The organism is Nitrospirota bacterium, from assembly GCA_040756155.1.
Lineage (GTDB): Bacteria > Nitrospirota > Thermodesulfovibrionia > JACRGW01 > JBFLZU01 > JBFLZU01.
This window is the reverse complement of sequence record JBFLZU010000024.1, coordinates 7,880-19,739: the sequence shown is the minus strand read 5'-3', so window position 1 is coordinate 19,739 and position 11,860 is coordinate 7,880. Positions and strand designations below refer to the sequence as shown.

The following is an 11,860-nucleotide window of genomic DNA, read 5'->3' as shown; positions in this document are numbered from 1 at the left end:
GCATATGGAGACATTGATTCTGTTATCAAGTCCGCCCGGAAAAGAGCTCAAACGGGCATTAAAGATCAGCGAAGAGATTAGTAAAAACACGAAGTTGGCACTCTGTTTCTTACAGGATGCGATATACTTTACGCTGAAAGGCAATCTTGATAAAGGACTGTGTAAGGATGCAGAGATACTTGTTATCGATGATGATATAAAATTAAGAGGTTACAGCCCCGATGACCTCTTGCCCGAGGTAAAGCCCATAGATTATAATATCCTGGTTAGCAGGATGATGAAGGACAATACCAGAGTGCTTGGGTGCTTTTAACATGGTGGTGCCATGCTGACCATTGTTATCATCGGTGGTTCTTTTGGTGGTCTGACCACAGCCTTTGAACTCAAGAGACTGCTCGGCAGGAAGCATGAAATCACAATAGTCTCTGACACAGATACCTTTGTCTTTATCCCATCTCTACCATGGTTAGCACTTGGTTTGAGAAAGGCCAGAGACATAACAATCAAACTAAAACCATTGCTTGATAAGGGTGACATCGGATTTATCCATGCCGCTGCAGAAAAGATTGATCCAGAGAAAGGAATAGTTTATACAACATCAGGTCTTGTTCATTACGATCATCTAATAATTGCTACAGGTGCATACCTTGAATTTGAGGCGGTCCCAGGGCTTGGACCTGATAAATACACGGATTGCATCTGCACACTCGAACATGCAGAAAAGGCACATTATGGATGGAAGAGATTTCTTGAGGGACTGGGACCGATTGTGATAGGCTCTGCACAGGGCGTCAGTTGTTTTGGACCTGCTTATGAATTTGCATTCGAAATTGACTCAATGGTGAGGAGAATAAGGAAAAGACATAAGGTGCCGATGTTTTTTATAACATCAGAACCATATGTAGGACATTTCGGAATCGCTGGGCTCAAGAACTCAAAAAGACTGATGGAGGACGAATTTGCAATAAGGGATATCAAGGTTCTACCGAATGTTGCAATAGAGGAGATTACCCCTGGAAATATCAGATTGAAGGATGGAACAACCCTTCCTTTTAAATACTCAATGATAGTCCCTGCCTTTAAAGGGGTAAAAGCAGTAGAGGTATCTGGACTCGGTAACCCAAGGGCATTTATACCTGTAGATGAGTTTTATAGACATACAAAATACAAAAATATCTATGCAGTGGGTGTCTCTGTTGCTATTGCCCCTCCTGAACAGACCCCAGTTCCAACAGGTGTGCCAAAAACAGGGAATATGACAGTAAAGATGGCAAAAAAAGCTGCAAGGCACATCTATTCTGATATTAAAGGTGGCAGTATCTCTCCATCTGAATTAAGTGTAACATGCCTTATGGATATGGGAGATGAAGGGGCACTGATGATGGCAGATCCTGTTCTTCCTCCAAGAAACAGGTCTTTGTTTAAGAAGGGACGGTGGGTGAGGTGGGTAAAGGTTGCCTTTGAAAAATACTACTTGTGGAATCTCAAACACAGGTTCTTTAACTATCCTTAAAACCAGTCTCCCCAAAAATCCCCTTAAGGGTCTTTACAAGTTTTGCATTATGCGCATGGCTTTTTACAGCTATCCTGATGTATCTGTTCCCGATGCCAAAAGATGCACAGTCCCTGACCAGCATTCCTCTTCTTGCAAGTATTTCACTCAGGTTTGTTGAATTGAACCGCTCGTCCTCAATCCTTATCAGCAAGAAATTTGCTGAAGATGGAAGAGGCGAAAGACCATCTATCTTCTTAATCGCTTTAAGGAGAAACTCCTTTTCACTGGCTATTACCTCAAATGTATTCTTTATGTATGTCTTATCCTTCATGCTAACTATAGATGCCTTCTGGGCAAGGGTATTTACCGTCCAGGGTTCTTTAAACGCCTTGAGGTGCTTCGCGGTATCGGCGTGTGTGACTGCATATCCTATCCTCAATCCAGCGAGTGCATAGAATTTTGTGAATGACCTGAGACAAATCACATGCCTGCTTTCTGATGCTTCTCTGATGATGGATTCTTCTGGTGTAAAGTCAATAAATGCCTCATCGACAACAACCATTATATTCCTCTCAAACGCAGCACTGCACAACCGCATAACCTCGTCTTTCTTGAGTAAATGTCCTGTGGGGTTATTTGGATTGCAGAGAAATGCCATGTTGAAGGATAGTGATGAGTGATGAGTGATGAGTGATATAAACTCATCAGGATTTATCTTAAACCCATCTTCTTCCTTTAACTCATAACTCATAACTCTCAACTCAGAACTTATCTGGCATGCCCTTTCATATTCTGAGAATGTTGGCTGAGGTATTAGAACACCATGAGGTTTAAATGCCATCGGGATAAGATATATAAGTTCTGTTGAACCATTACCACATAGTATGCTCTCAGGTGAGATGTTATATCTGATGGAGATTAATCTTCTCAATGCTTCCACATCGGGGTCAGGATAATTAGGAAGCCTCTTTATTGCCTTTCTAATAGTAGCCTTTGCCTTTCGTGAGACCCCCAGTGGATTAATACTGGCACTGAAATCAATGATTCGTTCTTCTTTTATCCTGTATTTTCTCGAGGCACTGTAGATATTTCCACCGTGAAAATAATTCATAGTAAGCTCCATTTCAATGAAAATGTCACTTTTAAGATGTTGAAGAGACTATATCATATAAATAAACCTTTCAATATTTGCACTGATAGTGTAAATAATAACATCAGCAGAGATGAAGTATACATAATCCGCACCGCATCTTCAACCTTGGAGGCGTCCAGCGTATTCATACCCTCACCTATGTAAGGTTTAAAATCCTTTATACCTGAATAAGATGCCTCTCCACCAAGTCTAACTCCAAGTGCCCCTGCCATTGCTGCCTCAGGTATGCCAGCATTCGGACTCGGATGTTTTCTTCCATCACTGAGCATTATCTTAAGTGAGAAGTGAGAAGTGGGAAGTGAGAAGCGAGAAAATGATGTAGACGCAGGCTTTAGCCTGCGAATTAGTGAAAGAACAAAAACTGATGCAGCTATTAAGACCCCTGTTATCCTTGCAGGTATGAAATTAACTATATCATCAATCCTTGCAGATGCCCAGCCAATATTGATATACCGCTCATTTTTGTAGCCTAACATAGAATCGAGGGTATTAACTGCTTTATATGCCATGGCGGCTGGCACACCACCTACTGCTAAATAAAGAAGAGGGGCAACAATGCCATCAGATGTATTCTCTGCAATGCTTTCTACAGAAGCCCTGAGTATCTCTTTTTCTTCAAGCGACTCTGTATCCCTTCCAACTATCATCGAGAGATTCTTTCTCGCTTCACTGATTGACCTCTCTTTCAAAGAATATATGATTTTATATGCGACATCACCCAGCGAACGGGTTGCAAGGGTGGTGTAGGCTAAAAATATAGTGACCACGGTCCCCGATATATCTGAGATACGGTAGGATACGGTTATGAAAATAGTAGATAAGATATATGTCCCGGCGATAACAACTACTGCTATAATGGCGCCTCCAATTTTCTCTGGTAAAGCATTTTTTGCATAGGAACGGAGCATCTTCTCTAAGACACCAATTCCCCTTCCGATACATACTACTGGATGGGGTAGCCATCGAGGGTCGCCAAAGGCAATATCAAGTAGATAAGCAATCAGGGTTTGTATTGGGGTTATCATTTAATAAAAATCAAAAATCAAAGATTAAAAATCAAAGATACATTGAGTTGTCCATTATTCTATAAATAGTACTCATGTCAATGTGTTTTCTGAGTAAAGATGCTAATTTATTAAAACCTTTTTCCCTTTCCATCTGGTAGATTGATGTCTTCTGGAGACAGTCATTCCTCCATAAGTTTATCAATTTCCTTCTGAACCAGTCATTATCAAATAAGCCATGAATATAGCAGCCCCATATCCTACCATCAGGGTTTATAGCACCATCAGTTTGTTGATGATTTGAGGTTTCAGATGACTTATTATTCGTCAATCTTCTGATTGAAAAGAGTGGTCTGACTCCATTACCCAGCAATGTCTTCCCCATATGTATTTCATAACCCTTCAATACCCCCAACTCTGAACTTTGAACTAATTCTGCCTCTACCTGTGATGTTATTTTTTCCTTTTCAAGTGTGGTCTCTATGTCGAGCAGTCCAAGTCCTTCAATTTCTGTCGTATGTGTCTCGACATGATAGGGGTCTTTTATGACTTTACCGAGCATCTGGTATCCACCGCATATCCCTATCACAGGTATGCCTTTAGATGCCATATTTACTATTACATCTGCGATACCTGAATTTTTTATAGCGATAAGGTCTTCAATCGTATTTTTTGTCCCGGGAAGCATGATAGCATCGGCATTTCTTAGATTCTCAGGCCTGTTGACATAGTTTATCTTTACATCAGACTCAAACCTGAAGGGGTCAAAATCTGTAAAATTAGAGATATGTGGAAGACGCACTACAGCGATATTCAACTTAGTTCTGTGTTCTGTGTTCTGTACCCTATACTCTGTGCTCTGTGCTCTATCGAATACAACGCCGTCCTCTTCCTGGATGTATATATCTTTGAAAAAGGGCACGACGCCGAGGACAGGTCTCCCTGTCTTCTTCTCAAGAAAATCAAGTCCTGGTCTCAAGAGTGAAAGATTACCCCTGAACTTATTTATTATAAAACCTGCGATCCGCTGTCTTTCATCCTCTTCAAGAAGTTCAAGAGTCCCAATTATGGAAGCAAAGACTCCTCCTCTATCTATATCAGATACAAGGATCACCGGTGCATCGGACATCTCAGCAACACGCATATTAACGATATCGTGTTCCTTTAGATTTACTTCAGCGGGGCTACCAGCCCCTTCTATTACTATGACCTCATATTGCGATGACAGACGACTGTAACATTCCCTGACAGCCTCCCACGCAAGATCCTTCATTCGGTAGTAATCAGACCCAGAGATATTTGCAGCATGGACCTTTCCTTTAATAATAACCTGCACACTGTTATCAGAGTTTGACTTCAAAAGAACAGGATTTATATCAACCGTTGGTATGATACCTGAAGCCTCTGCCTGCATTGCCTGAGCCCTTCCGATCTCGTCTCCCTCTGCTGTAATGTATGAGTTGAGCGCCATATTTTGTGCCTTGAAAGGTGCGACAAAAAATCCATCCTGTTTAAGAATACGACAGAGACCGGCGACTATCACACTTTTCCCGACATAGGAGCCAGTGCCCTGTATCATAATAGACTTAGCCATATAGTTTTTTATACCATAATTATTATATTTCATGCTATATTTTTTCTGATGGCTGGTTTTCTCACAAGACGATTATTGACGATGATTCCCCTGATTATCGGTATCACATTAATCACATTTATTGTTATTCATCTTGCACCCGGTGGACCAGCAGAGGTAGAAACAGAGATGAGCCTTAAGGCATCTGCACAGGCGAGGGAAAACCTTAAGAAACTCTACGGTCTTGATAAGCCATTACATGTCCAGTATCTTGATTGGCTAAAAAGATTTGTATACTTTGATTTTGGCACTTCCTTTGTTGATGGAAGGCCTGTTGTAAAGAAGATAATGGAGCGTATTCCTATAACCATAACTATAAACCTGCTCTCCATGTTACTCATTTTTATTGTTGCTGTGCCGATTGGTGTCCTTTCAGCAACAAAACAGTATTCCCTCTTTGATAAAATAACCACTGTATTTGTATTTATTGGATTTGCCACTCCGACATTCTGGCTTGCACTCCTGCTTATGATACTCTTCGGGGTTAAACTTGGATGGCTGCCGATATCAGGGATTCAGAGCCTTAATGTCTCTGGCATGTCTGCCCTCGAGTTACTTTTCGACAGGGCACAACACCTTATTCTGCCCGTCTTTATTGCTGCTTTTGGTGGAATTGCTGGCTTTTCACGGTACACAAGGTCAAATATGCTTGAGGTAATCAGGCAGGACTATATAAGAACAGCGAAAGCAAAAGGGCTATCTGAAAGAGATGTTGTATATAAACATGCCCTGAGAAACGCCCTCATGCCGATAGTAACGATACTCGGACTCTCTGTCCCGGGGCTGATTGGTGGAAGCGTGATATTTGAGACAATATTTGCAATACCGGGAATGGGTCAGCTCTTTTACGCATCAACAATGGCAAGGGATTATCCAACCATAATGGGGATACTCGTTATAGGTGCGTTTCTCACATTGATAGGAAACCTCCTTGCAGACATAGCGTATGCAGTTGTAGATCCAAGGGTGAAATTAAAATAGGGACACCCCAACTAAGGGGTACCCCAAAAAGTCGTAGACTTTTTGGGGAGGGTAGTATCACAAGATTTTTGGGACTCAGTTAGGTGCTGTGGTGTTTACCATCACATATCTTTTCTGGAAGAGGTTTAGTAGAAATCCACTCGGTGTAGCAGGTGGTATAGTGGTCCTTTTGCTTTTTGCAGTATCTTTCTTTGCAGAGACAATCGCACCCTATGACCCGAACTTCATAGATACGGATAACATCCTTTCTCATCCAACAAAGACGCATCCACTCGGCACAGACGAGCTCGGCAGGGATGTACTTTCAAGGATGTTGTTGGGCTCCAGGGTTTCGCTCAAGGTAGGTTTTATAGCAGTTGGAATAGCTATAATGATCGGAATAATCGTTGGTTCGATTGCAGGTTACTACGGTGGAAGGGTAGACAATATCCTCATGCGTTTTGTGGATATAATGCTCTGTTTCCCGACATTTTTTCTTATCCTTGCGGTTATCTCAATACTTGAACCGAGTATCTGGAATATTATGATTGTTATAGGTGTAACCGCATGGATGGATGTAGCAAGGCTTGTAAGGGCAGAGTTTCTTACCCTCAAAGAGAGGGACTATGTCTCTGCAGCAAAGGCGGTTGGGTCTGGTGATATAAGGATAATATTCAAACAAATACTGCCAAATGCCCTCTCACCCGTGCTTGTTGCAGCTACGATGGGTGTTGCAGGTGCAATTCTTACAGAATCTGCTCTCAGCTTTCTCGGACTTGGTGTCCAGCCACCAACACCGAGCTGGGGTGGGATACTTACTTCAGGGAAAGACAATATAGAGATAGCATGGTGGCTTTCGCTTTTTCCGGGGCTTGCCATCCTCATGACCGTTCTCAGTTACAATCTTCTCGGTGAAGGCATAAGAGATGCGATAGATCCGAGGTTAAGGTAACAATTGTGCATCAATAATGCATAAAATTACTTGATTTTTATGTGCAGATATATCATAATAGTTCTATGAGGTCAACAATAACGATCGAAAAAGATATACTCGATGAGCTCCTGAAAGAGACTGGTGCGAAGAGTAAGGCAACAGCGGTAAAAGAGGCTATAGCAGAGTATCTAAGACATAAAAAAATTGAAAAGATAAAGTCTATGAAAGGTAAGTTGAAATTTGACCTTACCGCTGAAGAACTCAGGCACTATGAACGGTAATGTCCTCGTAGATACCTCTGTATGGATTAATTACTTCCAGAAGGCAAATAGAGATTTATCGGAAAAGTTAGAGAACCTTCTTTCGGATTCTCAGATATTTGTCCCGAAGATAGTTATTGCTGGACTCATACAGGGTGCTCATTCAGAGAAAGAAATCGCTGTTATTGCTAACTTTCTCGATGCATTTAAGATTGTAGATCAAAAAGAAGATACATGGCTCAAAGCTGGGAAACTTTCATTCGGTATACGAAAAAAAGGTAAGAGTGTAAATCTAATAGACTGCTATATTGCTGTGATTGCAAAAGAACACAGATGCTCCATCTATACCCTCGATAGACATTTCAACGACATTTCCAAAGAATTAGGAATAAAATTACTGTGAATGTATACATGGGTCTACCTCCTCTTTAAAAGATTTAAAGAGTATTCCTACGAGCATTTGCTTGCCAAATCAGTGGAGATAAAGATAGAATAATGTATGTTCTTAGAATATATAAGGGATTATGGTTTCAAAAACATTCAGAGGGCAGAGAAAAACATTGAGTCGCTGAATAACGAGATAAGAGATAAGGCGCTCACCATCTCCCTCATAGAACAGATATCAAAGACACCAGACCCTGATATTGCTCTCAATAACCTCGAACGACTTACATCGTGTCATCCCAGAAAGGACAAACTGCACGGGATTTTCACAGATATAACATCTACGCAGAACTTGCTTACACTCTTTAGCAGCAGTCAATTTCTTTCAAACTTTATCCTCACTTCTCCAGAGGAATTGCTGGACTGGATACTGAAATCTGAGACATTGAGCTCTGCCGGGGAGAAGAGGTCATTTACGAGAGAGCTTTCAAGCCTTAGAAGAGAAGATACGGCAATAGATGGTCTGATTCCAATACTCAGGAGATTCAAAAATAAACAGATATTGAGAATCGGACTCAGAGACCTCACAGGAAAGGCAGATTTTACCGAGACAGCAGAAGAACTTTCTTCCCTTGCTGAGGTTATTGTTCAGAGTGCTTATGCGATCTGTGATAGAGAGCTTAAAAAGAAGTATGGGACTCCATCTAACCCTGCCTTTGCAATCATTGCAATGGGAAAACTTGGTGGGACAGAACTCAATTTTAGCTCAGATATAGACCTCATGTATATATACTCCGAGACAAAAGGTGAGACGACAGGACATATACGCATATCAAATCATGAATATTTTACCAAGCTCGCTGAGCTTATAACAAAGGTATTGAGCACCGCTACAGAGGATGGTTTTGCATACAGGGTTGATCTGAGGCTCAGGCCTGCAGGAAGCCGGGGTGATATTGCAGCGTCTATTGATTCCTCTGAATTATATTATGAGTCATGGGGACAGACATGGGAACGTATTGCGTTGCTCAGGGCAAGACCGATTGCTGGAGACGAATGCCTTGGAAGAGAATTTATGAACAGGATAACACCATTCATTTACAGGAAATATCTCGATTTCAGTGCAATAGAAGAGATAAGGGCGCTAAAGTCCAGGATAGATAGAAGTGTGATGCTCAAGGGAAGGGGTGACAGAGATGTCAAGAGGGGCTACGGTGGTATAAGGGAGATAGAGTTCTTTATACAGACACTCCAGCTCATATATGGTGCAAGAGAAGAAAGCATACAGGAGAGAAGTACCCTCAAGGCACTGCATAAACTCAGTCTCAAGGGATTACTTTCGCATGAAGAACACCTGACTCTCTCAAAGGCTTATGTATTTTTTAGGACAGTTGAACACAGGCTTCAGATTGCCGATGGCAGACAGATTCACACAATTCCTGCACAAATTGAAGATATAGAGAAACTTGCGAAGAGGATAGGTTACAGGGATGAAAGCAATCAAAAGGAATCTGAGGCAATGATGGAGGATTACTACAGACATACTGAAGCCGTTCACAGGATATACGATAACCTTTTTCAGCAATATAAGATTGAACCTGATACAGAAAAATCAAACATACGCAGCTTACTCGAAGGTGAGATAAGCGAAAAGAGGGCGGTAGGGATACTTACAGGATATGGATTCCATGAACCAATGAAGGCTTATCGAAATCTCATAAGCATAAGAGAAGGTGAAGCAATGAGCCATAGGACTCCAAGATTCTGGAGGATACTCAGGGATATTATGCCATATATCTTTGAGAAGATTATCAGTCTGCCTGACCCGGATCTTGCCCTCAACCACCTTGAATCATTCTTTAATTCGGTGCAACAGATAGAATCCTTTCTTACACTTATAAAGGAAGATATAAGAGTAATAGATATCCTTCTTAATCTTTTTGGTAACAGTGAGTATCTGTCAAGGATAGCGATCGGTCATCCAGAGATTGTAGAGTCACTGATTACTATCGAGAAGAAGCGAAGCAGGAGTGGGATGCTAAAGGAACTTTCCGATGCTGTTTCTGGATGTAGAACATCTGGAGAGATGATGGATGCCATAAGGCGTTTTAAATACCTTTATGAAATAAAGATAGGACTTGAAGATTTAGTTAAAGATGCAGGTTTCATAAAGATATCCCATGAGCTTACGAGGCTTGCAGATACATGCCTTACAGTATCTCTCGAGCTGTCTGAGAGAGAACTTAAAGAGAGGTTTGGTGTTCCTATTGGTGATGACAGCTTACCTGCAGGAATAGCCATAATAGGTCTTGGAAAACTTGGTGGGGCAGAACTTACATACAGTTCAGACCTCGATATCCTGTTTGTGTATTCGAGGGATGGGCAGACAGATAAAGGTATGAGCAATCATGAATATTTCTCAAAACTTGCCGAAAGGGTTTGTTATATTCTCAGTGCATATACTAAGGAGGGCTCTGCATTCAAGATAGATACGCGTCTGAGACCGACAGGTTCAAAAGGACCTATAGCACAATCTCTTGATAGATTCAGACACTACTATATCAGTGAATCAGAACTATGGGAAAGACAGGCATTGATAAAGTCACGGTTTATTGCGGGAGACGTAGCACTCGGGAGGGACTTTCTTGATGTCGCACATACAACTGTCTATCTTGAACCATTACAGGATAATTCCGCACAGAGGATAATGGAGATGAAAAAGAGGATGGAGTCAGAGTTATCCAGAGAGGATACAGAGACTATAGACCTCAAATTTGCCCCTGGAGGGATTGTTGATATCGAATTTTTAATTCAATATCTACAACTTAGATATGGGAAAATGCACAGACTTCTACGAGTGCCTAACACCTTTCTTGCTTTTAAAAGGATATATAATAAAGAAATTATAACATGCGAAGAATATGAGATTATTAGCTCTGCTTACATGTTCTTAAGGATAGTCGAAAGTAGGCTGAGACTCTTAAAAAGCCAATCATCAAGCCTTCTTTCAAGGGACCAACAGAAACTTACATCGTTTGCCAAACGTATGGGATTCAATTCTTCAATGCAATTTATTGAACAGCTGGAAAATCACAGAGAAAAAGTGAAGGTTATCTTCGAGCGGATATTTTGTAATCCCCAAAAAGTCAAATGACTTTTTGGGGTACTTTTGACTGGAGGGCATCCCTCATTACTTCGAGAGGAGGAGTCAGGCCTGTCCAGAGTTCAAATGAGAGCGCACCCTGGTGGAGTAACATACCAAATCCATCAACCACTTTTGCCCCCTTCTTTCTTGCCTCTATTGATAGCGGTGTGACTTTCGGAACAATATCGCATACTGTTAATCGGTTGTGAATTAAATCAGGGTCAACTGGGAATGGGTCATCCTCTTTCATACCGAGAGATGTTGCATTTATGAGTATATCAAAATTATATAATGATTCTATATCCTCAAGTGAGATTGCACCAACATCTGTGCATTGATATACATCCATTACTTGTTGTGCGAGGATTACGCTTTTTTCCTGTGTGCGGTTAGCAATGGTAAGCTGTTTTGGATTCTTTGCGACGGCTGTTAATGTAATTGCCCGTGCAGCTCCACCTGCTCCGAGAACCATTATTCTCTTATCATCTAAGGTTACGCCTGATTCCTTCATAGAATTAAAAAATCCTCTTCCATCGGTATTATAACCAATAAGTTTTCCATCTCTGTTTACAATAGTATTAACCGCACCTGCGATTTCAGCCTCTTTATCAAGTTCATCAAGATAAGGTATTACCTTTTCCTTGTGTGGTATAGTGATATTTACCCCTTTGAGGTTTAATGCTCTTATTGATGAAACTGCAGTAGCGAGTGTTCCCGGTTTCACAGAGAATGGTATATAACAGTAATCTATCCCGAGTGCATTAAACGCAGCATTGTGCATCGGTGGTGAGAAGGTATGTTCGATTGGATAACCGAATATTCCTACAATCTTCGTTTTACCTGTTATTTGCATGTTAATAATACAAACGCATTAAATAAATTGACATTTTCA

11 protein-coding genes are annotated in these 11,860 nt (G+C 41.1%); 7 read left to right on the top strand and 4 right to left on the bottom strand.

Annotated features, from left to right (window positions below):
• Positions 1-4 precede the first annotated feature (4 nt).
• A complete protein-coding gene (locus AB1488_01980; protein MEW6408867.1) occupies positions 5-313 on the top strand; it encodes a DsrH/TusB family sulfur metabolism protein in 309 nt (102 codons plus the stop codon).
• A gap of 12 nt (positions 314-325) precedes the next feature.
• Positions 326-1,513: an FAD-dependent oxidoreductase gene (locus AB1488_01975; GenBank protein ID MEW6408866.1), complete on the top strand. Its 1,188-nt coding sequence runs from the start codon at positions 326-328 to the stop codon at positions 1,511-1,513.
• Here the strand turns inward: AB1488_01975 and cobD are convergent.
• Genes cobD through AB1488_01960 form a run of 3 tightly spaced genes read right to left on the bottom strand, consistent with a single transcriptional unit; the run spans position 1,500 to position 5,279 of the window.
• Complete coding sequence (gene cobD, locus AB1488_01970) at positions 1,500-2,606, bottom strand: threonine-phosphate decarboxylase CobD (GenBank protein ID MEW6408865.1); 1,107 nt, start codon at positions 2,604-2,606, stop codon at positions 1,500-1,502. The two genes, AB1488_01975 and cobD, sit on opposite strands and share 14 nt — an antisense overlap.
• 53 nt (positions 2,607-2,659) lie before the next feature.
• On the bottom strand, positions 2,660-3,673 hold the full coding sequence (gene cbiB / locus AB1488_01965) for an adenosylcobinamide-phosphate synthase CbiB (protein MEW6408864.1): 1,014 nt from the start codon (positions 3,671-3,673) through the stop codon (positions 2,660-2,662).
• 31 nt (positions 3,674-3,704) lie between these two features.
• Positions 3,705-5,279, bottom strand: coding sequence for a cobyric acid synthase (locus tag AB1488_01960; protein ID MEW6408863.1), 1,575 nt, complete (start codon positions 5,277-5,279; stop codon positions 3,705-3,707).
• A gap of 15 nt (positions 5,280-5,294) precedes the next feature.
• Here AB1488_01960 and AB1488_01955 point away from each other — a divergent pair, with 15 nt between their 5' ends.
• The 5 genes from AB1488_01955 (at position 5,295) to glnE (ending at position 10,977) form a co-directional block, all read left to right on the top strand.
• On the top strand, positions 5,295-6,266 hold the full coding sequence (locus AB1488_01955) for an ABC transporter permease (protein ID MEW6408862.1): 972 nt from the start codon (positions 5,295-5,297) through the stop codon (positions 6,264-6,266).
• Positions 6,267-6,366: 100 nt separating this feature from the next.
• Positions 6,367-7,197: an ABC transporter permease gene (locus tag AB1488_01950; protein MEW6408861.1), complete on the top strand. Its 831-nt coding sequence runs from the start codon at positions 6,367-6,369 to the stop codon at positions 7,195-7,197.
• Between the two features lie 65 nt (positions 7,198-7,262).
• Positions 7,263-7,460: a type II toxin-antitoxin system VapB family antitoxin gene (locus AB1488_01945; GenBank protein MEW6408860.1), complete on the top strand. Its 198-nt coding sequence runs from the start codon at positions 7,263-7,265 to the stop codon at positions 7,458-7,460.
• A complete protein-coding gene (locus tag AB1488_01940; protein MEW6408859.1) occupies positions 7,450-7,842 on the top strand; it encodes a PIN domain-containing protein in 393 nt (130 codons plus the stop codon). The genes AB1488_01945 and AB1488_01940 overlap by 11 nt, the downstream gene beginning before the upstream one ends.
• A 96-nt stretch (positions 7,843-7,938) precedes the next feature.
• Entirely contained in the window at positions 7,939-10,977 is a 3,039-nt protein-coding gene (glnE, locus tag AB1488_01935) for a bifunctional [glutamate--ammonia ligase]-adenylyl-L-tyrosine phosphorylase/[glutamate--ammonia-ligase] adenylyltransferase (protein MEW6408858.1), read from the top strand.
• On the opposite strand, the gene aroE is transcribed toward glnE, so the two are convergent.
• Positions 10,970-11,821 carry a shikimate dehydrogenase gene (aroE, locus tag AB1488_01930; GenBank protein MEW6408857.1) on the bottom strand — a complete coding sequence of 284 codons (852 nt, stop codon included), beginning with the start codon at positions 11,819-11,821 and terminating at the stop codon, positions 10,970-10,972. The genes glnE and aroE overlap by 8 nt on opposite strands.
• Positions 11,822-11,860: the final 39 nt, after the last annotated feature.

Coding starts and splice junctions, on each gene's coding strand:
- AB1488_01980 (MEW6408867.1), top strand. CDS start 5: ATGGAGACATTGATTCTGTTATCAAGTCCGCCCGGAAAAGAGCTCAAA.
- AB1488_01975 (MEW6408866.1), top strand. CDS start 326: ATGCTGACCATTGTTATCATCGGTGGTTCTTTTGGTGGTCTGACCACA.
- cobD (MEW6408865.1), bottom strand. CDS start 2,606: ATGAATTATTTTCACGGTGGAAATATCTACAGTGCCTCGAGAAAATAC.
- cbiB (MEW6408864.1), bottom strand. CDS start 3,673: ATGATAACCCCAATACAAACCCTGATTGCTTATCTACTTGATATTGCC.
- AB1488_01960 (MEW6408863.1), bottom strand. CDS start 5,279: ATGAAATATAATAATTATGGTATAAAAAACTATATGGCTAAGTCTATT.
- AB1488_01955 (MEW6408862.1), top strand. CDS start 5,295: ATGGCTGGTTTTCTCACAAGACGATTATTGACGATGATTCCCCTGATT.
- AB1488_01945 (MEW6408860.1), top strand. CDS start 7,263: ATGAGGTCAACAATAACGATCGAAAAAGATATACTCGATGAGCTCCTG.
- AB1488_01940 (MEW6408859.1), top strand. CDS start 7,450: ATGAACGGTAATGTCCTCGTAGATACCTCTGTATGGATTAATTACTTC.
- glnE (MEW6408858.1), top strand. CDS start 7,939: ATGTTCTTAGAATATATAAGGGATTATGGTTTCAAAAACATTCAGAGG.
- aroE (MEW6408857.1), bottom strand. CDS start 11,821: ATGCAAATAACAGGTAAAACGAAGATTGTAGGAATATTCGGTTATCCA.